Source organism: Fervidobacterium sp. (assembly GCA_026419195.1).
Classification (GTDB): domain Bacteria; phylum Thermotogota; class Thermotogae; order Thermotogales; family Fervidobacteriaceae; genus Fervidobacterium.
Genome location: JANZZV010000001.1, coordinates 232,813 through 252,340, shown reverse-complemented (window position 1 = coordinate 252,340; position 19,528 = coordinate 232,813). Strand labels below are relative to the sequence as shown.

Annotated in this window: 21 protein-coding genes and 1 tRNA gene; all 22 read left to right on the top strand. The window is 36.2% G+C overall.

Annotation, left to right across the window (positions count from 1 at the left end; all coding sequences use genetic code 11):
- Nucleotides 1-21 precede the first annotated feature (21 nt).
- The 22 genes from recJ to N2Z58_01085 all read left to right on the top strand — a co-directional run bounded on the left by recJ (nucleotide 22) and on the right by N2Z58_01085 (nucleotide 19,490).
- Nucleotides 22-2,982, top strand: a complete 2,961-nt coding sequence (gene recJ / locus N2Z58_01190) for a single-stranded-DNA-specific exonuclease RecJ (protein MCX7653285.1) — start codon at nucleotides 22-24, stop codon at nucleotides 2,980-2,982.
- A gap of 18 nt (nucleotides 2,983-3,000) precedes the next feature.
- Complete coding sequence (gene ruvX, locus N2Z58_01185) at nucleotides 3,001-3,687, top strand: Holliday junction resolvase RuvX (protein ID MCX7653284.1); 687 nt, start codon at nucleotides 3,001-3,003, stop codon at nucleotides 3,685-3,687.
- A 16-nt stretch (nucleotides 3,688-3,703) separates the two neighbouring features.
- Nucleotides 3,704-3,780, top strand: a tRNA-Arg gene (locus N2Z58_01180).
- Between the two features lie 149 nt (nucleotides 3,781-3,929).
- Nucleotides 3,930-5,012, top strand: a complete 1,083-nt coding sequence (locus N2Z58_01175) for a Xaa-Pro peptidase family protein (protein ID MCX7653283.1) — start codon at nucleotides 3,930-3,932, stop codon at nucleotides 5,010-5,012.
- 45 nt (nucleotides 5,013-5,057) lie between these two features.
- Nucleotides 5,058-5,312 carry an AtpZ/AtpI family protein gene (locus tag N2Z58_01170; GenBank protein MCX7653282.1) on the top strand — a complete coding sequence of 85 codons (255 nt, stop codon included), beginning with the start codon at nucleotides 5,058-5,060 and terminating at the stop codon, nucleotides 5,310-5,312.
- Nucleotides 5,287-5,826, top strand: a complete 540-nt coding sequence (locus tag N2Z58_01165; GenBank protein MCX7653281.1) for a hypothetical protein — start codon at nucleotides 5,287-5,289, stop codon at nucleotides 5,824-5,826. The genes N2Z58_01170 and N2Z58_01165 overlap by 26 nt, the downstream gene beginning before the upstream one ends.
- 18 nt (nucleotides 5,827-5,844) lie before the next feature.
- Nucleotides 5,845-6,714 (top strand): F0F1 ATP synthase subunit A, encoded by an 870-nt coding sequence (atpB, locus tag N2Z58_01160; protein ID MCX7653280.1) that lies wholly within the window; start codon nucleotides 5,845-5,847, stop codon nucleotides 6,712-6,714.
- A 34-nt stretch (nucleotides 6,715-6,748) separates the two neighbouring features.
- Nucleotides 6,749-7,012 carry a F0F1 ATP synthase subunit C gene (locus N2Z58_01155; protein ID MCX7653279.1) on the top strand — a complete coding sequence of 88 codons (264 nt, stop codon included), beginning with the start codon at nucleotides 6,749-6,751 and terminating at the stop codon, nucleotides 7,010-7,012.
- Between the two features lie 10 nt (nucleotides 7,013-7,022).
- Entirely contained in the window at nucleotides 7,023-7,508 is a 486-nt protein-coding gene (atpF, locus tag N2Z58_01150) for a F0F1 ATP synthase subunit B (protein MCX7653278.1), read from the top strand.
- Nucleotides 7,505-8,053 carry a F0F1 ATP synthase subunit delta gene (locus N2Z58_01145; GenBank protein ID MCX7653277.1) on the top strand — a complete coding sequence of 183 codons (549 nt, stop codon included), beginning with the start codon at nucleotides 7,505-7,507 and terminating at the stop codon, nucleotides 8,051-8,053. The genes atpF and N2Z58_01145 overlap by 4 nt, the downstream gene beginning before the upstream one ends.
- Before the next feature lie 4 nt (nucleotides 8,054-8,057).
- Nucleotides 8,058-9,581, top strand: a complete 1,524-nt coding sequence (gene atpA / locus N2Z58_01140) for a F0F1 ATP synthase subunit alpha (protein MCX7653276.1) — start codon at nucleotides 8,058-8,060, stop codon at nucleotides 9,579-9,581.
- A 6-nt stretch (nucleotides 9,582-9,587) separates the two neighbouring features.
- On the top strand, nucleotides 9,588-10,415 hold the full coding sequence (gene atpG / locus N2Z58_01135) for an ATP synthase F1 subunit gamma (GenBank protein MCX7653275.1): 828 nt from the start codon (nucleotides 9,588-9,590) through the stop codon (nucleotides 10,413-10,415).
- 47 nt (nucleotides 10,416-10,462) lie between these two features.
- Nucleotides 10,463-11,881, top strand: coding sequence for a F0F1 ATP synthase subunit beta (atpD, locus tag N2Z58_01130; GenBank protein MCX7653274.1), 1,419 nt, complete (start codon nucleotides 10,463-10,465; stop codon nucleotides 11,879-11,881).
- A 110-nt stretch (nucleotides 11,882-11,991) separates the two neighbouring features.
- A complete protein-coding gene (locus N2Z58_01125) occupies nucleotides 11,992-12,294 on the top strand; it encodes a F0F1 ATP synthase subunit epsilon (protein ID MCX7653273.1) in 303 nt (100 codons plus the stop codon).
- A gap of 34 nt (nucleotides 12,295-12,328) precedes the next feature.
- Nucleotides 12,329-13,174, top strand: coding sequence for a DegV family EDD domain-containing protein (locus N2Z58_01120; protein MCX7653272.1), 846 nt, complete (start codon nucleotides 12,329-12,331; stop codon nucleotides 13,172-13,174).
- A gap of 34 nt (nucleotides 13,175-13,208) precedes the next feature.
- The gene (locus N2Z58_01115; GenBank protein ID MCX7653271.1) at nucleotides 13,209-14,036 is read left to right on the top strand and encodes a DegV family protein; all 828 of its coding nucleotides are present in this window, start codon (nucleotides 13,209-13,211) and stop codon (nucleotides 14,034-14,036) included.
- A gap of 3 nt (nucleotides 14,037-14,039) precedes the next feature.
- Nucleotides 14,040-14,522: a hypothetical protein gene (locus N2Z58_01110; GenBank protein ID MCX7653270.1), complete on the top strand. Its 483-nt coding sequence runs from the start codon at nucleotides 14,040-14,042 to the stop codon at nucleotides 14,520-14,522.
- A 4-nt stretch (nucleotides 14,523-14,526) separates the two neighbouring features.
- Nucleotides 14,527-15,081 carry an HPF/RaiA family ribosome-associated protein gene (locus N2Z58_01105; protein ID MCX7653269.1) on the top strand — a complete coding sequence of 185 codons (555 nt, stop codon included), beginning with the start codon at nucleotides 14,527-14,529 and terminating at the stop codon, nucleotides 15,079-15,081.
- Between the two features lie 152 nt (nucleotides 15,082-15,233).
- The gene (locus N2Z58_01100; protein ID MCX7653268.1) at nucleotides 15,234-15,530 is read left to right on the top strand and encodes an NAD(P)H-dependent oxidoreductase subunit E; all 297 of its coding nucleotides are present in this window, start codon (nucleotides 15,234-15,236) and stop codon (nucleotides 15,528-15,530) included.
- The gene (locus N2Z58_01095; protein ID MCX7653267.1) at nucleotides 15,517-17,166 is read left to right on the top strand and encodes a 4Fe-4S binding protein; all 1,650 of its coding nucleotides are present in this window, start codon (nucleotides 15,517-15,519) and stop codon (nucleotides 17,164-17,166) included. Before N2Z58_01100 ends, N2Z58_01095 begins: the two co-directional genes overlap by 14 nt.
- Nucleotides 17,153-18,292, top strand: a complete 1,140-nt coding sequence (locus N2Z58_01090) for a serine/threonine-protein phosphatase (GenBank protein ID MCX7653266.1) — start codon at nucleotides 17,153-17,155, stop codon at nucleotides 18,290-18,292. Before N2Z58_01095 ends, N2Z58_01090 begins: the two co-directional genes overlap by 14 nt.
- A gap of 166 nt (nucleotides 18,293-18,458) precedes the next feature.
- Nucleotides 18,459-19,490, top strand: a complete 1,032-nt coding sequence (locus N2Z58_01085; GenBank protein ID MCX7653265.1) for a polyprenyl synthetase family protein — start codon at nucleotides 18,459-18,461, stop codon at nucleotides 19,488-19,490.
- Nucleotides 19,491-19,528: the final 38 nt, after the last annotated feature.

Genomic DNA, 19,528 nt, shown 5'->3' with positions numbered 1-19,528 from the left:
AATAGAAAGGTTGAGGAGCTGATGAGATGGGAAGTAAGGGAAGTAGATGAAACTCTTGTTGAAAAGCTATCAAATTCAATAAATGTTAGTAAACTGGTAGCTAAGTTGCTGATCCTTAGAGGGATTACTGAACCAGAACAAGCCAAGAAATTTTTGAATCCAACAAGGCAAATGCTGAGATCACCGTTTCTTTTGAAAGATATGGATAGAGCCGTGAACGTACTTTTGGACGCTCGCGATCATGGAGAAAAGGTAATTGTCCACGGTGACTATGATGTTGATGGCATAACAGGTACAGCTGTTTTATACACTTTTTTATCTGAAAACGGTTGGGATGTAGATTACTACATACCAAAGCGTGTTGATAACGGTTATGGCATCCAACCTCAATTTGTTGAGGAAATTGCGCAGAAAGGCATCAAGGTTATATTGACAGTTGACTGTGGCATAACAGCTTTCGAAGCTATAGAAAAAGCCAACTCTTTGGGAATTAAAGTAGTTGTAACAGATCACCATCAACCGAAAGAAAACCTTCCAAACGCCTCAGCTATAGTAAATCCAAAAAGATACGATGATGATTATCCGTTTAAAGAATTCGCCGGTGTTGGTGTGGCGTACAAATTGATCTCAGCACTTGCTGAGAAGCTTAATATCCCTCATTCCGTTGTAGATGAGTTGCTTGATCTTGTTGCACTCGGAACTGTAGCGGATATGGTTGAATTAAAAGATGAAAACAGATATATCGTAAAAGAGGGCTTAAGAAGATTAAACAATACAGCAAAGCTTGGGATTATAAGATTACTTCAAAAATTAGGCATTGGAATGGTAAGCTCAAGGGATATAGGTTACAGAATAGCTCCAAAATTGAATGCAGCTGGGCGACTTGATTCACCAGATGATGCGTTCAAATTAATAGTAACAAAAGACGAGGCAAATGCGACAGAATTGGTTGAAATATTGCTTGGCTACAACACGACAAGACAGGGAATAGAAGCAAAAATATATAACGAAGCAATTCAGATGATTGAATCAAATGGTTTAAGTAAGTTACCTATAATCGTTGCGTATGGTTATGGATGGCATCTGGGAGTTATAGGAATTGTAGCCACAAGATTAGTTCACTTGTATAATAAACCTGTAATGGTGATTTCTGTTGAAGATGGAATAGGAAGAGGGTCAGCAAGAAGTGTTAATGGAGTTAATATAATAGAACTCTTAGAGAAATTTAGGGATATCTTCGAAGATTTTGGTGGACATACAATGGCTCTTGGATTCAGCCTTAGGGAAGAAAAGATTCCGGAATTGTTAAAAGAAATAGAAGAAAAAATTAAGGAAGAAGATGTTAGAGTAGAGCAGATAATACCAGTGGATGAAGTAATAACCGTTGACGATATAAGTGAGGAATTTTTGCAAACCATCGAACTACTGGAACCATACGGACATGGTAATCCCGAACCTGTATTCCTGATACAAAATAGTATGGTGGAGCGCTTCAAGGTTTTTGGTGAGAATGGGTATAATATAAGACTAACTTTAAAGGGAAGCAATGGTAATAATATTGAAGGGGTAGGTTTCGGATTAAAGTTTTCTTCAAGCGAACTTTACGGAGTCCAAACACAGTTTATAAGGTTGGACGTCGTTGGAAACTTGAGATCAAGCGATTCAGGACTTCAATTGAATGTTTTGGATTTTAAGATACACCATGTAAGCGATGAGGATATAGTAGATAGGGCATTTTTACACTCTTTCACAACAAATTGGAGAACTCAAAGAGAAGAAGAATACGATCACAAGCACATTGAAGATGACATTCTGCTAAGAGTAGAAAAGATTTCGGATTTGCCGAAATTGGCAAGACCAACTCTTATACGTTTCAGCGTCCAATTCAGAAATGCATTCTTTTTCGAGCTTATGCGAAGAGGAAGAGTGCTTATAATTAACCCTTCAAGTACTGAAGCTATGCATGTTTATGAAAGTTTACAGAGACACAACATAAATGGGTTGGTACTTGTCAATTCAATCAATAGACAAGAAGGCAAACATGTTGTTACAAATGCTGTATACGCTGATAAATTCATAAATGAGGAAAATGCCTTCGACTTTGTTGTTTTAAATGAAATCCAATTCCTGAGAAATTTTGATGACAAACTTTACGAGAAAATAATCTACAAATTCGGTAAGAGGGCTTTCTTTACCACTATATTCAATTTTGAAACAAATATACCGGTCTATGAAATCGAAGGAAAAACGGATTTTTCTATAGAAGATAAAAGAAATCAACCAAAATCTCTAAACAATACAGTTTCATCCTTAGTTTATCTCTTTTCATCTCACAATTCTGTTGAGGTATTTTTCAACAATTACATCAAAAAGATGTCGGCAAGAGATACAATATTTTATTCATCCCAGCTTGCACCATTTCAAAGGTTAATCATATCCAACCTTGTCAGAAAAAGAAAAATACGACGGTTAGTTTCATCGACAAACAACGATGGACTGCCGTCGTTGTTCGGAAAAGTTGAGGTACGACTTTTTGATTTTCCTTACACGTTCAGTGAAATAATAGATGCTGTAACAGGAGATGGAAGTGTCCTGCTACAGTTGAATTATTCTACACAAGATGTCGCTAAAAGGTACGAAAATTTAAAAAAGCTCTTTCCAACTTCGGAAGAGCTTGAAAGATACATTGAAGAGCTTAACATATACCTTCCGATGAAAAAAGAAGAATTCGAATCGGTACTTTCAAACTATTGTATACCAAAGGGAGTGGTGAAAAGTGTCTACAAAGACTTGGGAGGGATTTCAGAAAACATTGTTTACCCTGTGGAATTTCAACCAAAACTAATTACAAGACTAAAGGAAAGGGAAATAGAACTGAACTATTTTGAGAAGTACACATTGCAATTAGAATCACTATCTATGAAAGAGATATACAGACTTATTGAAGAAAGATACATGCATGACACAGAACTAATCGTTTAAATGGAGGATAACCATACTATGCGTATTATAGCTGTGGATTATGGAAAGAGTAAATGTGGATATGCAATCGGGGAGTTATTTGTTTCTGAAAGTGGAACAGTTAAGAAGACGGAGATCTTAAACAAAATTTCAGATTTCGACCTTGTTGTTGTTGGTCTTCCAATTTCTATGAGTGGCAATTATTCAACGCAGTCATTCGAAACCATCCGTTTCGCTTTAAGAATTCTGGATAAGGGAAAGGAAGTTCACTTTATCGACGAAAGATTAACAACGAAGATGGCAAAAACTTACTCAAAAAAGGATGATGACAGATTCAGTGCTGAACAACTACTGTTAGAATACATACAAAATCCACATGTTGCAAAGCAACTGAAACGTTCAAAAATAGTCAACGAAGAAGATGAAAGAAATAGTATTAACGCTGATTTTGCACTTATCATAAATGTACCCTTTTCCGATTTTTTCAAAGTAAAGTTTGGCATAGCTTATACAGAAGATCCGTACATAGCTTATACAATGTTCGTGAACAACATATTCGTATATCGGGTTTTTTCCGACTTTGTTGATTCGATTAAATCTACTGAAAAAATCCCGGAATGTATCATCATAAACAAAGAAAGCAAAGAATTACTCTCTTTAGGCTTATTGGATTCGTGCCGTAAAAACACTAAAATTGCGGAATTCAACGTTGTCAAAGTTAGTTAAATGAAACTCAAACTGCGTGCTCGTAGCTCAACTGGATAGAGCGTCGGACTCCGGATCCGAAGATTGCGGGTTCAAGTCCCGCCGAGCACGCCAAGTATGTTACCAAACATCAAACATTGGAAAATCTAGCAATTCAAGTTAGCAAGTTGTTAAATTTTGAAGTTGATAAACTTTCCAAAGCCTCACAATTTTTGGTTTCCAATCAAAAACTTTCAAACTAAGATCTAAAGGGGGTCTTTTGAATGGACAAACATTTAGAAGAAGTAAAAAGTAAAATTTTCGAAAAGGAGATCGACGCTTTGATTGTGCTAAATATCGAGAATTCGAACAGGGTAACAACGCGTTATCTTTCAGGTTTCACTGGAAGTTTTTCCGCCCTTTTAATTACCCCAAAAAGGCATATCATAATAACTGATTCACGATATTGGACTCAAGTAAAGCACGAGAGTAATTTCGAGCTTGTGAAATACACACCACCAAGAACATTTTTAGAGACTGTTGCAGAGTTAATCAACACACTTGAGCTAAGAAAGATAGCAATTGAGAAAGACCGAATATCAGCAGGCTACTTCGAAACTTTGAGTTCAAAAGTCAATGCACAATTCGAAGATGTTTCAAATTTGATTCTTGATGTTAGAGCAAAAAAGAGTGAAGAAGAGATAGAAAAAATAAAAATTGCCGTTGAGATTGCTGAAAATGCTTTTAAAAGAATGCTTGAAATAGTTAAACCTGGTATGAAAGAATATGAATTATCCGCTTTCTTAGAATATCAGATGAGACTACTTGGTGCGGAAGATGTCGCTTTCGAAAGTATTGTGGCTTCAGGATATCGCGGTGCTTTGCCACATGGAAAAGCAACGGACAAGGTCATCGAAAAAGGAGAACCTGTTGTTGTAGATTGGGGCGCAAGATATCAAGGATACAATAGTGATTTAACAAGGGTATTTTGCATTGGTGAAGCCCCAGAAAAGGTCAAAGAAGTTTATAAGATAGTTTACGACGCTCAACAAAAAGCACTTGAGATAATAAAGGCTGGAATCACTGGAAAAGAAGTTGATTCAGTTGCTAGAAACCACATAAACGAACTTGGCTACGGAGAATTCTTTGGTCATGGTTTAGGACACGGAATTGGTTTAGAGGTTCACGAAAATCCAAGCCTAAGTTATCGATACGACAAACCACTCGAATCCGGGCACGTTGTGACGGTCGAACCTGGTATATATCTTGAAGGTGAGTTTGGTATAAGGATCGAAGAGGATGTCGTTGTGAGAGAAAACGGTTGTCAAATTTTAACCACTCTTACAAGAGAACTTATAATCGTTTGATATTCAGTTTAGATAAGCAAATAGAGAATAAGGTGAATTTAAAGGATGGCTAAACAAAAGAAAGACAATTTAGGACGTGAGTTATCAAAGATCAATGTAGTATCTAATTTTGGCTTTACAATAATAAGTAACATAATAGTAGGCATCATTTTAGGTTTATTTTTCGACAATATCTTTGGAACAAAAAAAATATTTTTGATAATCTTTACATTTCTCGGAACGGCGGCAGGTATTTACAACGGCATAAAATACATACTGAAAGAAGTCGAAAAATATGAGAGAGAAGAGAAGAAAAAGTAAGTATTTTTTTAGTTATCGAAATTCAAAAGCATTCCAAGAACTCAAGAAAATGGCAAAGGATGACAGCTTCCAAGAGAATAATTCACAAACAGCCCCACACTTAGATAAGATAGAGTTCTTTCTCCCATCCAAGCTCGTTTTTAACAAAGAGCTTAAAGAAGAAATTGTAAAACTGTTCTTCAAGATGTTGAGATATTTTCTGCCAATTTTAGGTGTGGAGTTTTTAATATTCTTAGTGTTAAAGTTATGGAGCGCATTACTTGGACTTTTTATGGGCTCAATAGCAGCGTTCTTAGGGTTAGTACTACTTGTCAAAAGTTACAAAAGTTATGGTATAATAACCTTAGGCACATTTAAGGTTCCAAAGGCATATGGATTAAGATATTTACTTTATGCTTCTATTTTTCTTTTGGTTGCTATTCTTTCTACAGATCCCGTGTGGGGTATAATTGGTACCTTCATAGGAATGATAAATCTCAAGATAGTGATCTTTCTTTTTTCGTGGAGGTGGTAGACTTTGGAAAGAAAAAGAATGAGCAACAAAGCTAAAATTCAGTTGATTATATTCTTGCTTGCATACTTTGTTGTTGGAATATTAAATGTGAAATTAGGAGGGCTACCACCAACTCCTGCTGAAGCATTAAAAAATGTTGCAAATAGATGGATAGTAGGACCTTCCTCTGGTCCGTGGTATACTCGCATTAATCCAATGACAATTATTATGTCATGGGTTGTCATAGGGTTAATAATTTGGTTTGCAAGATCAGTAAACAAAGACTACTCTATTGTTCCCTCCAAAAAGCAATCATTCGCTGAATCATTAATGGAATTTGTTTACGACATTGTTCAAAGTAGTATCCCAGACGAACGATATGCACGAATAACTTTTAAGCTAGCAATGACTCTCTTCATCTATATCGCTGTCTCAAATTTGATCGGTGGTTTCATACCTGGAATCTCTGTAGATGTTTCAAAGACAATTTTGGAAAACGGAGAAGTAGTAAGAAACGTTAAGTTTATTTTGTTCAGTGACACATGGTTTCCACCAACTGCCGATCTTAACACTAATTTAACATACGCAGTTATGGTATTTATAATAAGCCAGTACTTTGGAATTAAAGTGAAGGGGATTAAAGCGTGGTTGAAAGGGTTTCTTGAACCAGTTCCTATTTTGTTACCTATGAATATTATCGGCGAGCTTGCAAAACCAGTTTCGCATTCGTTACGTTTGTTTGGAAATATAACAGGTGGTGGGATACTTGTCTTAACATTAAGCTACTTTGTTAAATACATGTTCTTACCACCATTTTTGTGGGGATACTTTGGTATATTCTCTGGTTTAATTCAGGCATTTGTCTTTTCTACACTTACAATTGCGTACATTTCTTCTCAGGTAGCATGAATAAAACATTATCACTTAAGGGGAGGTATAAACTATGGATCAAGAAAGCGTAAAAATTCTTGCGGATGCTATTGTAACAGCAGGTAAAGCCATTGGAGCAGGACTTTGCATGGGACTTGGTGCCATTGGTCCCGGTGTTGGTGAAGGTCATGTTGGTGGGCACGCGATGGATGCAATTGCAAGACAACCAGAACTTACAAACGTTATAGTTACAAGGATGTTGTTGGCAGACGCAATAGCCGAAACAACAGGTATATACTCGCTTCTAATAACGTTCCTTATACTTTTCGCTCTGTGAGGCGATTTTCATGGATTTTTTCGAAATTAATTTAACTGCTGTAATGCAGTTAATGAGTTTTGGTTTCCTTCTTTGGATGCTGAATAAACTTTTGTATAAACCCTTTTTTTCTATGATGGAAAAGAGGCGTGAGAAAATAGAAAATGAACTATCCGAAGCAGAAAAAATTAGAAAACAAGCAGATGAAATGAGGAAACAAGCGGAAGAGGAACTAAAAAGTGCAAGAACAAAGGCTGATCAAATTATCTCTTCAGCCAATTCAGAAGCTGATAAAATAATCCAGCAGGCAAAACTAAAAGCGCAAAAAGAAGCAGAAAAAATACTGGAAAATGCTCAGCTTGAAATAGAAAGGCAAAAACAGGAAGTATTATCACAAATTCAAACTATTGCCACAGAACTTGCCATAAATTTGGCAATGAAGGTGCTCAAAGGTACTCTTGATGAAAAGGCGAAACGTGAATACCTTACAAAAGTCATAAAGGAGTATGAAAAATGATTTACTCTTCGCTGGCAAGTAAATATGCGGTAGCACTTTACAATGTTTCAAAGAGAAACGGTAAGACGGAAAAATACAAAAACCTATTACAAAACCTTGCAGATATCTACGAACCACTGTCTACTTATTTGAACAACCAAGCATTGAAGCCTGAGAGGCGTGTCCAAGTAATTTTGGAAGTAATGGGTACGTTAGGTATTGAAGTTGATGAAGTATTTCAAAAATTTATGTATATTCTTATTGCCAACAAAAGAATTAAGTACATTAAGCAAATAGTTTCATTTTTTGAATACACAATCCTTGATGAGAGCGGATTAATACCTGTGAATCTTACATCTGCCACCTCTTTATCTGCAGAAGAAGAAGCATTATTGTCAGAGTTCGTAAATAAATATACTGGGAGAAAGCCTGTGTTTAAGGTAAACATAGATGAAGAACTTTTAGCTGGTGTAATCATAGAATTTGCAGGCAAGACTTTTGATGTGAGTTTAAAAGGAAGGTTAAACAACATAGCTAGAAACGTGCTTATTAAAAGAAAGGGGTGATACCTTGAGATTAAACCCTGGAGAAATAGTAAGAGTACTTGAGAGCAAAATTTCGGATTATAAGGAAGAAATAAGACTTGAAGATACCGGAAAGGTAATTCAAGTTGGGGATGGTATAGCAAGAGTATATGGCTTAAACAACGTCATGGCAAATGAAATGGTGGAGTTTGTTGAGACAAACACAAAAGGTCTTGCATTTAATTTGGAAGAAGATAATGTAGGCATAATAATACTTGGTGAGTACAAAGATATAAAAGAAGGACATACGGTTAGAAGATTGAATAAGATTATGGAAGTTCCCGTTGGTGAAGCACTTTTGGGACGCGTGGTTAACCCACTTGGTGAGCCTATCGATGGATTTGGTCCCATTGATTCTAAGCAAACAAGGCCTGTAGAATTCAAAGCACCTGGAGTAATTTATCGAAAGCCGGTTGACACACCTTTACAAACGGGTCTAAAGGTTATAGACTCTCTTATTCCCATTGGACGTGGGCAAAGAGAATTAATAATAGGTGATAGACAAACCGGAAAGAGTGCAATTGCTATAGATACAATTATAAATCAAAAAGGAAAAGGTGTTTTTTGTATTTACGTTGCAATAGGACAAAAAGCTTCGGCAATTGCAAGAATCGTTGAGAAATTGCGCCAAACCGGTGCAATGGAGTACACTACCGTGGTTGTTGCATCGTCTTCGGATCCAGCAACTTTGCAATATTTGGCTCCATACGCAGGTTGTGCTATGGGTGAATATTTCATGTTTAATGGAAAAGATGCACTTGTTGTATACGACGATCTATCAAAGCACGCTGTTGCCTATAGGCAGATTTCATTGCTTCTGAGAAGACCACCAGGAAGAGAAGCATACCCTGGTGATGTATTTTATCTTCATTCAAGACTTCTTGAAAGGGCAGCACGATTGAATGAAAATTACGGTGGTGGCTCGTTAACCGCACTACCAATAATAGAAACGCAGGCAAATGACATTTCCGCATACATTCCAACGAATGTTATTTCTATTACTGATGGACAAATTTATCTTGAACCTGGATTATTTTACGCCGGTCAAAGACCCGCTGTTAATATAGGACTTTCAGTATCGCGTGTTGGAGGTGCTGCTCAAATAAAAGCCATGAAACAAGTAGCGGGGTCTTTGAAACTTGATCTTGCCCAGTATCAAGAACTTGAAACATTTGCTCAATTTGCCACAGAACTTGATCCAACAACACAAGCTCAAATAACCCGAGGTCAAAGGCTGATGGAGCTTATGAAACAACCTCAATATAGTCCTATGGAAGTTGAAGAACAAATAGTGGTTCTATTTGCGGGTGTTAATGGTTATCTTGATGATTTATCGTTAAATTTGGTGAAACCGTTTGAAGAAGGATTACTCAAGTTTTTCAAAGACAAATATTCTGACATTCTTGAAGAAATAAGAGTTGGTAAACAGTTGACAAAAGAATTGGAGGCAAAGCTGCACGGAGTGATAAAGGAGTTTAAAGAAGAGTTTCTTAAAACATACGGGAAGTGATAGTGCATGAGTCGTGGCAAGTTACTGCAGATCAAAAGAAGGATAAATGCAACACAGTCCTTAAAAAAAATCACAAAAGCTATGGAAATGGTTTCAACTGCTCAAATCAAAAAAGTCGAAAAAAGGCTTCAGATGGCACGCGAATTTTTAAACGAAACCAGGAATATTGTTGAAAAAGTTCATTTTGACGTAAAGCATCCGTTTATCACTGGAGAGGGTAAAAGCGCGATAGTTGTAATTGGGACTGACATGGGTTTGTGCGGTTCTTTTCCTTCCGAATTATCAAAAAAAGCTTCAAGTTTGATAAAGAAGGAAAGCTTCGATTATATTTATCTAATTGGTGCAAAAATTGTTCCAGTTTTCAGAAAGAACGAAAAGGTTGCAAGGATATATGAACATTCCTACGATACACCAACTTTCGAATTTACTCAAACGGTTGTAAATGATCTCGTTTCAAACAATATATCTTCAGTAAAGGTAGTGTACGGGAGATTCAAAAATAAACTTGCTCAGGTACCTGATGTTTTTCAACTTGTACCATTTGTAAGAAGTGAGTCAAATCTTCAAGGAGATAGATATGAGTTTGAGCCACTCGAAGACGAATTTCAAATAAGGCTTATAGAATTTTATGCAGCAAGTGTTTTGTTCTCTCTTGCGTTTGAAACAAAAATCAGCGAACTTTACGCTCGACAAAACGCCATGCGCAATGCAACAGAAAATGCTGAAGAGGTTGTTAGGCTACTTACAATTGAATACAACAAGGCAAGACAAGCTTCTATAACACAAGAGCTTATTGAAATAGTTACTGGTGCAGATGCGCTTAAAGAAGAATAATACTTATACGTGGATTTTTAATACCACGGTTAAAGGGAGTGAGATAAGTGTCTAAAAAGTCCATCGGAAAGATTGTAAGAATAATAGGTCCTGTCGTAGACGTTAAATTTTCTGAAGGCGAGTTACCTGATATATACGATGCGCTCGTTGTAATAAACCCTCAGACTGGAAAAAAACTTGTTCTTGAAGTTGAGCAACTGATAGGTGATAACACAGTCAGAACTGTTGCCATGGATAGCACGGATGGACTTGTTCGAGGAATGGAAGTTGAGAATACCGGTGAACCTATTAAGGCTCCTGTTGGACGTGGCGTGCTTGGTAGAATGATAAATGTTATAGGTGAACCTATAGACGAAAGAGACGAACTTAAGGAAGTAGAATACTGGGCTATACATAGACCAGCACCATCAATGGCAGAGCAAAAGACAGAAATAGAAATTCTCGAAACAGGTCTTAAAGTTATAGACTTACTCGCACCATTTCCAAAAGGTGGAAAAATAGGGTTCTTTGGTGGAGCTGGTGTGGGTAAGACTGTACTTGTCATGGAGATGATAAGAAACATAGCAATTGAACATAAAGGGTTTTCAATGTTTGCAGGTGTTGGTGAGCGAACAAGGGAAGGAAACGATTTGTACCTTGAAATGCAAGAAGCAGGTGTTTTAGACAACACAGTGCTTGTTTTTGGTCAGATGAACGAGCCTCCTGGAGCAAGATTTAGAGTTGCACTTACTGCCTTAACAATCGCAGAGTATTTCCGCGATGTTGAAGGTAGAGATGTGTTACTATTCATAGACAACATATTCCGATTTGTTCAAGCAGGTAGTGAAGTGTCCGCATTGCTTGGAAGAATGCCGTCAGCGGTTGGTTATCAACCAACATTATCAACGGACATGGGTGAATTGCAAGAAAGAATAACTTCGACAAAACGCGGATCAATTACTTCAGTTCAAGCAATTTACGTACCGGCAGACGACATAACGGACCCTGCACCAGCAACAACATTTACACATCTCGATGCAACTATAGTCCTTTCAAGGCAGCTTGCTGCACTAGGTTTATATCCAGCGGTTGATCCTCTTGATTCTACATCAAAGATACTCGATCCAAACATAGTCGGAAAAGAGCATTACGAAGTAGCAAGGGGTGTCCAAGAAGTACTACAAAGGTATAAAGACCTACAAGACATAATAGCTATATTGGGTATGGAAGAACTTTCAGAAGAAGACAAACTAATAGTCCAAAGAGCAAGAAAAATACAAAGGTTTCTCACACAGCCAACCCACGTCGCAGAACGATTCACAGGTATGCCAGGAGTTTACGTCCCAGTGAAAGAAACTATACGCGGTTTTAGAGAAATACTTGAAGGAAGATACGATGATTTACCAGAAGCAGCATTTTACATGGTTGGAACAATTGACGAAGCTGTGGAAAAAGCTAAGAAACTCACTCAAGCTGCAATTATATGATATAATATGTATATTGGGTAGTGGGAAGTTCTCACTACCCGTTAGTTTACATAAAGTAAAACTTCCAAGAAGATATAGTATAAAAAAACACCATCGGGAGTGTGTTTAAGATGAAAATAAAAATAGTAACACCTTATAAAATAATACAATTTAGTAACGCAAGGTTACTTGTTTTTAAAACAGTTGAAGGTGAAATGGGAATACTTGATAAAAGGGCACCAATTATAGCCAAGCTCTCTGTAACTGATGTAAGGATAAAGACAGATGAGGGCGAAGAAAAGTACAAAGTTGTAGACGGCTTTATACATTGTGATGGCAATAGCAACGTTGTTATCTTAACAGAAGAAGTTGGAAAACCCGAAGAATTTGACCCACATAAGTATCTTGGTGATGTTGAAAAATTACACCAATGAGTTTAGTTAGCACTCACATTAGGGGTGAAGGATATTGAAGAACGCTATAGTTATCGATAGCACCACAAAACTTAGAAATGATTTTTTGAATGAAATCTCCGATAAGGTTGATGTCAGAATTGTTCCCGTACGTGTCTATATAAACAACGAGGAGTTTGAAGATTCCGATGAGTTATCTGAACGTATAGTTGAAGCGATAAAGAACAAGGAAAAAGTTGAGACTTCCCTACCAAATATAAGTACTGTTGAAAGTGTATTTGAAGAACTTTCGAAGAAATATGACCGTGTATACGTTTTGTCCGTTTCTTCGCTACTAAGTGGGACATACAGTCTTTTTAGCACAATAGCAAGCAAATACGAGAATATATTGGTATTCGACTCAAAAACTGTAAGCATTCAGAATACTTATATATTTGAAAGAATGGTTTTAGATATTTTAGATGGCAAGAATCTAGAAGAGGATGATATAATATCATATAGAGATGACTCATTATTCTTAATATCGGTCTTCAATTTAGAACAGTTACACAAAAGTGGACGAATTGGTAAGGTAGTATCACTCATAGGTCAAATGATACATATTAAACCTATCTTAACAATTGCACGAACAGGTGAAGTTGAACTTGTAGATAAGACTCTAAGCAAGAAAAAAATCCTGGACGTACTTAACAAAAGAATTGGTGATTTTATTGAAAAATCTAAAAATGATAACAACACAAAGTATATTCTCTATGCAGCTGTAGGACTTGAGGAATACAAAGATTATGTGTACGAAGTTTCCAAAAATTATAATTTGAAACCTAAATTTTTGGATGTTGGGCCGGCAATTACAGCTCATGTGGGATTAGATGCTTTTGGAGTAGTCGTTGGAAAGTTGTAATTCTTTTTAATACAGCAGAGGTGAGAGTAAATATATGAAAAATATTTACGTCTTTGACAGTTCGGCTGACTTTCAGGAAGGTTTTGATTTTGGTGTTCCAACGGATATAATTCCGCTGAGGGTATATGTAGACGAAAAGGAATACATTGATAAATTAACTATCACAAATGAGGAATTTTACACAAAATGTTTGAATGGTTCAAAAGTATCCACTTCGCAACCCAATGTTGAATTGATAACAGAGAAATTAATTAAACACTCAAGAAATTACGAAAATGTCTATGTGGTTACAATATCAGAAAAATTAAGCGGTACGCATGAGTCAATAAAAACTATAGTTCAAAACAACAAGTTGAAAAATGTCACCGTGCTCGATTCCAAAAGTGGTAGTGTAAAAACTACTTATATTCTTTACAGAGTTATCCAAGCTGCCGAGAATGGACTCAAAGTAACGCAAGAATTGGTAGATAAATTTGTGAAAGAGAGCCTTTTGATTTTTACCGTAACATCTTTAGAATATCTTGAAAAGGGTGGGCGTATAGGAAAGGCTAAAGCACTCTTAGGAAAGCTACTGCGAATAAAACCTATATTGTCCACCGATGAGGAAGGTTACACAGTTTCCCTTGAAACTTCGAGGACAATAGAAGGATGCATTGAAAAAATGCGAGATTTGGCTTTAAATTTCTCGAAGAGTATAGATAATCCCATAACTATAGGCGGTTACGGCACAGTTTCAATGAAACCTCACTTAGATAAGCTGCTCAATGGATTCAAAGTGCATTCTATCGCACGCATAGGACCGGCAATAGCCGCTCATGTGGGACCAGAGGTGTTTGGTTTAGTGATAGGAAGGGGGTTTTAGTTGATGATAAAAGATTATTTAAACACCATAGTTGATGAAGCATCTTCAAAAGATTTTATTATTTTTGAATCTTTGTTATTCTCCATTGGTTTTGTGCTTTCCATTATATCGAACGCTTTCTTCTTTATTGATCATGTTGCTGTGAAGGTTTTTATAGGTATTGCAAACACTGCTTTTTTCATAGGAGTGATAGGCTTATCAATAGTAATAAGCAAATGGTTCAAAGGAGTAGATGATAAACTTTACGCACTGTCAAACCTTTACATAACTTTTATGATAATATTTGCATTCACAGGATACTTTGTGCCATTTTTGTTCTTAGTGACAACTGCTCTTTTGGTTTCTTTATTCCTAACTACAAAAAGATTTATTCTTTCAGAAGAAAAATTGATGATTGGAAAATTGGTAACCTACTTTCTCATCACTTTGTCTTTCTATACTATGGAGCTTGTGACTGAGCTTAACGAAGAAATCACTCGGAGGTGATTTTATGGAAGTCAGAACATTTTCTAAAGGTTTTGAACTAACAGATGCCATGGTAAGTTATTTGGAAGAAAAACTTGAGAAAGTCAAGAGAGCGCTTGGAACGTTTTCAAATCGGACGGATATAAACATCGAGGCACGGTTTGATAAGGATGGTCCATACTACGCGTTACTTCTCAAAACTCACATAAATGGTAAGGACATTGTTGTTCAAGAAAAAGCTAACGATGTTTACGGTGTAATGGATAGTGCAGTGGATAGTTTTGAAAAGTCGATCAAAAAAGAAAGAGAATTTTACAAATCTTACCACAAATCAAATGTAAAAAGCGCAGTAGAAGTGTTGGCAGAAGAATTAAAGCCAAGATATGAGTTAGAGGAAGAAGAGGACAAAATTGATAGTGTAAAAAGAATATTCTTGGCGAATGTTTCTTTAGAAGAAGCCTTAGCACAAATGGAAGTAATGAACCACGCCTTCTTTGTTTTCAGAAACGTGGATACTGGCGAAATTAACATGCTTTATAGGAAAAATGGCAAGTACGGACTTATTGAGTTTCAAGATTAAAAAAATACTCAAAATACTTCACTTACATAGTTCAAGTGCCCCAATGGGGGCACTTGACTTTTTTTTTGTAAGGATATATCATTAAATTGGTAATCGTGAAAATTATAACATAATCTTCGATTTGGATATGTAGTTCAAGAGAGGTTAAGAACATGGACAAAGAAGAAGTCAACAGTAAGTATGTTATTAGCGTATGTTTTGGAAGTTCATGTCATCTAAAAGGTGCTTTCGCGATTGCTGAGAGAATCAAAAAATTTCTAAAAGAACATAACTTAGAAAATAAATTTGAGCTAAGAGGTGCTCTGTGCATGGGACAGTGCACAAATAGTGTGAATATTACAATAAGTGGTGAAACTGTTTCTAATTTAAGCACCGACAAGTTGGAGGAACTTGATTTTGTACTTACTAAACTAATTTTGAACAAAGGTGATAATTATGACATCAAGTAGATATATATTGTCAAACGAAGCAAATTGTAAGTACTGTTATAAATGTCTGAGAAATTGTCCTGTTAAGGCTATCAGTTTCAAAGATAACTACTCTTACGTAATAGAAGAAGAATGTGTTATCTGTGGGACGTGTGTGAATATTTGTCCTCAAAAGGCAAAGAACTATAGAAAAGATCTTGAAAGGTTCAAAATACTTTTGAATAAGCCATTTGTTGTATCTGTGGCACCTTCATTTTTCGGCAATTTTTCAAATCCCTTCAAAATCTTAGGTGCCATTAAAACTTTGGGAGCTGTGCACATATCTGAAACAGCTGTTGGTGCTGAGTTTGTTACTCAGGAATACAAGAAAATTTATGATAATTCTAATAAAGTTTTCATAACAACTTCTTGTCCAGTTGTTACAAAGCTTGTGGAAGTTTATTTTCCAAAATTTGTTCAAAATTTATTTCCCGTTGTATCACCTGCAATTGCCCACGCAAAGTTTTTAAATTACCTTTTTGGAGATATTCCAAAAATTTTTATAGGTCCTTGCATAGCTAAAAAAGAGGAACTTGATGATTTTTACGATGCAGTCCTAACATTTGAAGAACTGAATTATCTTATAAAAACCTTGCCCATGGATATTACCAACTGTCAAGAAAAAGTACCTGATCCACCGTATCCACAACGAACAAGGAGATATCCTATATCAGGCGGTATCTTATTTTCGGCAAGTGAAGATGTTTTCAGACATGTGGTCCTGGAGGGAACAAGAAACATTATGGAATTTCTTGAGAAGTTTGAACCTGTAGATCATGAAAAGATAATAGTGGAAGCCTCAGCATGTATAGGCGGGTGTTTGAATGGTCCCACTTCTGATAACAGTGTGAGTTTATTAGAAAAGCGCAGAAGGCTTGAGCGAGCAACACAAATAATGCACAATCTAGAACCGAAAAGAAATCTGAACGCAGCAATCTACAATTTGGTTTTGAAAAAGCATTTCACACAAAAGTATAACGAACCTCAAGTTCCAGCTGATGAAGTAGAAAAAATACTGATATCTATGGGGAAAACTTCTGTGGATAAAGAACTTAACTGTACAGGATGTGGCTATGAAACTTGCCGTGACAAGGCAAAGGCAGTTTACCTCGGTAAAGCAGAAAAGGAAATGTGCTTCGCGTACTTGATAGAAAAAGTATCATCAGTCTCAAACAAGGTAGTTGATGAATCACCAAATGCTATAGTTATATTTAAAGATGACAAAATATTGTACATAAACGCTTCTGCAAAGGAATTGTTCAGATATTACTCAAATGATACGATACTTCAAATATCTGAACGAATTTACAACGAACCGGAACGCGTACAAGAGTTGTACATAAACGGTAAGAAGATGTATTTCTATCCAAAGACATTTCAATTACCAGATGAAAGTGGAAATGTTGTTTTGTTTGTCGATATTACTGAGATGGTGATACAAAGAGAAAGAATGGATAATCTGAAAAGAAGAACAATAGAGAAAATAGAAGAAGTATTGAACAACCAGATGAAACTCGCTCAAGATATTGCTAGTTTGCTTGGTGAGTCAATAGCACAGACAAAGTCACATTTCTTAGAATTTAAAAAACATATGGGGGAAGATAATGCTGACGTGTGATATACATTATGCACAGAAAAATAAAACTGGTGAAGAAGTGTGCGGTGACACAGTGAAATTCAAAAAGAGTGAGCTTAAAACGGTTATAAGTGTTTCCGATGGACTTGGAAGCGGGATAAAGGCAAGCATTCTTTCAACACTAACTGCCTCAATGTCAACAACTATGGTTTTCAATAACGTACCGATAGACGAAGTTTTTAGATCTATACTTTCGACGCTACCAATTTGCAAAGTACGTGGGATTAGCTATGCAACCTTGGCTACATGTGAAATTGATCACAGTTCTGGAATTTGCAATATATACGAGTACGATTTTCCGGTGGTATTAGTTTATAGAAACGACGATGCACTGGAAACTGACAAAGAATTGTCTGAGATAGAAGGAAGAAAGGTTTATAAATCTTCTTTTGTAGTCCAACCTGGTGATGTGATATTCCTGATGACTGATGGAATAACGCAAGCCGGCATGGGTACAAAACGTTACCCATTTGGATTTGGTATTGAAAACGTAAGAATTGAGTTGAAAAACTTGATAAAGCACAAAGTGGATCTTTCAAGTGTAGTAGAACACTTAGTCAGGTTGGCTGAAGCCCTTGACAAAGGAACAAAAGGGGATGATGCAACTGCCTGTGCAATTAAGGTAAGGGAAAGACGAAATCTAACGATAATGGTAGGACCTCCGGAAAGAAAGGAACATGATGAAATAGTAGTTAGAAAACTTATAGAATCCGAAGGAAAGAAAGTCATATGTGGCGGTACTACCAGTCAGATAGCTGAAAAAGTACTCGGTCGAAAGGTGGAAATAGATTTCTCAAGCATCTCCCAGATTTCCCCTCCGATTGGGTATATGGAAGGTGTAGATTTAATCACAGAAGGTATAATCACACTCACACAAGTCTTCAGATATTATGAGTCCCAGACAACAGAGGTAGGCATAGGTGCACAAAAACTTGTTGACATGTTTGAAGAATCTGATATAATCACATTTCTTGTGGGTAGAGCTATCAACCCAGCCCATCAAAATCCTCTGTTTTCTCACGATATATCGCTTAAATTCAGACTCATTCACGATATAGGCTCGATATTGCAAAAGAAAGGAAAGATAGTTAACATTGAGTATTATTAAGGTATTGACCAATATTCTTATTTAGGTACAAACATTTTGCAATATAGTCAACGTAACGGAGTGCTCTTAGCACTTCGTTTTTTATTGTCAAATTCTTCCTATAGCAATGTTCAATAACCATGGTATAATGATTTGATAGATCCATACAAGAGGGAGTGACTATTCGATGTTTGGAGAATACATCCAAAAAATAGATGAAGAAATGAGTAGACTCTGTGCAGAACTCATAAGTCTTACTCCAAACGAAATAAAACCTGCAGTTGTTGAATTTCAAAAATTTGTATTAAGACCAGGCAAAAGAATTCGCCCACTGCTTTTACTTTTATCTTATACTGGTTATAATGGCGAACGTATAGATGACGCTTTTTTACTTGCATGCCTGGTCGAATTAATGCATTCGTTTTTGTTAATTCACGATGATATAATAGACAAATCTGACTTAAGAAGAGGTGAACCCACACTACACAAAGTTTACGAGAAGCTTTACGACTCACCAAAACTTGGTACTGACGTAGCAATCGTTATAGGAGATATAGTAGCTTTTTTTGTGTTCGGAATGATTTCAAAACTCGGTCTTAAAGAAGCGACGCTGAAAAGACTAATAAGCGATTTTTCAAAATGTTACATTAACACTGGTTTTGGACAATTACTCGATGTTTTGAGCGCAAATAGAATAAGTGTATATGGATTATCGACAAACATTCCCGAAAAAATAAGTGAATTAAAAACTGCGTATTACACTTTTGTGTATCCCATGTTATTTGGTTACCTTCTGACAGAAAAGGAAGACAACAGCGAGTTAGAAAAAATAATTACAACCGGAAAACTCGCTGGTATAGCGTTTCAATACAAAGACGATATAATAGGTGTATTTGGTGGAGATGCAAAGACTCTAAACGACTTATCTGAAGGAAAATTTACACTTTTGGTTAAGAGAACATATGAATTACTCAGTGATGACAAAAAAGAAATCTTCAAAGAAAAAATATCAAAACCAAACAAGTCCTTGGAAGATTTAGAGTTTTTGAAAAATCTAATCGTGACATCTAAAGCTGTTGAGAGTGTCAAAGAATGTATAAATCAACTAAAGGAAGAAAGCATAAAAACTTTGGACCTACTGAGTATAAAACAACCTGAAAAGGGATATTTGAAAGAATTGTTTTCAAAGGCTCTTGAAATTCCAAAAATTGAGTTCTAAAATCGTTAGATAAAAAGTATGGGACCTAAATACCACAT

Excerpts from the sequence above, each read along its gene's own strand:
- N2Z58_01115 (MCX7653271.1), top strand. The coding sequence starts at position 13,209 with ATGAAAAATATTTACGTCTTTGACAGTTCGGCTGACTTTCAGGAAGGT.
- ruvX (MCX7653284.1), top strand. The coding sequence starts at position 3,001 with ATGCGTATTATAGCTGTGGATTATGGAAAGAGTAAATGTGGATATGCA.
- recJ (MCX7653285.1), top strand. The coding sequence starts at position 22 with ATGAGATGGGAAGTAAGGGAAGTAGATGAAACTCTTGTTGAAAAGCTA.
- N2Z58_01085 (MCX7653265.1), top strand. The coding sequence starts at position 18,459 with ATGTTTGGAGAATACATCCAAAAAATAGATGAAGAAATGAGTAGACTC.
- N2Z58_01105 (MCX7653269.1), top strand. The coding sequence starts at position 14,527 with ATGGAAGTCAGAACATTTTCTAAAGGTTTTGAACTAACAGATGCCATG.
- N2Z58_01090 (MCX7653266.1), top strand. The coding sequence starts at position 17,153 with ATGCTGACGTGTGATATACATTATGCACAGAAAAATAAAACTGGTGAA.
- N2Z58_01100 (MCX7653268.1), top strand. The coding sequence starts at position 15,234 with ATGGACAAAGAAGAAGTCAACAGTAAGTATGTTATTAGCGTATGTTTT.
- N2Z58_01155 (MCX7653279.1), top strand. The coding sequence starts at position 6,749 with ATGGATCAAGAAAGCGTAAAAATTCTTGCGGATGCTATTGTAACAGCA.
- N2Z58_01110 (MCX7653270.1), top strand. The coding sequence starts at position 14,040 with ATGATAAAAGATTATTTAAACACCATAGTTGATGAAGCATCTTCAAAA.
- N2Z58_01095 (MCX7653267.1), top strand. The coding sequence starts at position 15,517 with ATGACATCAAGTAGATATATATTGTCAAACGAAGCAAATTGTAAGTAC.
- atpB (MCX7653280.1), top strand. The coding sequence starts at position 5,845 with ATGAGCAACAAAGCTAAAATTCAGTTGATTATATTCTTGCTTGCATAC.
- atpG (MCX7653275.1), top strand. The coding sequence starts at position 9,588 with ATGAGTCGTGGCAAGTTACTGCAGATCAAAAGAAGGATAAATGCAACA.
- N2Z58_01170 (MCX7653282.1), top strand. The coding sequence starts at position 5,058 with ATGGCTAAACAAAAGAAAGACAATTTAGGACGTGAGTTATCAAAGATC.
- N2Z58_01175 (MCX7653283.1), top strand. The coding sequence starts at position 3,930 with ATGGACAAACATTTAGAAGAAGTAAAAAGTAAAATTTTCGAAAAGGAG.
- N2Z58_01145 (MCX7653277.1), top strand. The coding sequence starts at position 7,505 with ATGATTTACTCTTCGCTGGCAAGTAAATATGCGGTAGCACTTTACAAT.
- N2Z58_01165 (MCX7653281.1), top strand. The coding sequence starts at position 5,287 with ATGAGAGAGAAGAGAAGAAAAAGTAAGTATTTTTTTAGTTATCGAAAT.
- N2Z58_01125 (MCX7653273.1), top strand. The coding sequence starts at position 11,992 with ATGAAAATAAAAATAGTAACACCTTATAAAATAATACAATTTAGTAAC.
- atpF (MCX7653278.1), top strand. The coding sequence starts at position 7,023 with ATGGATTTTTTCGAAATTAATTTAACTGCTGTAATGCAGTTAATGAGT.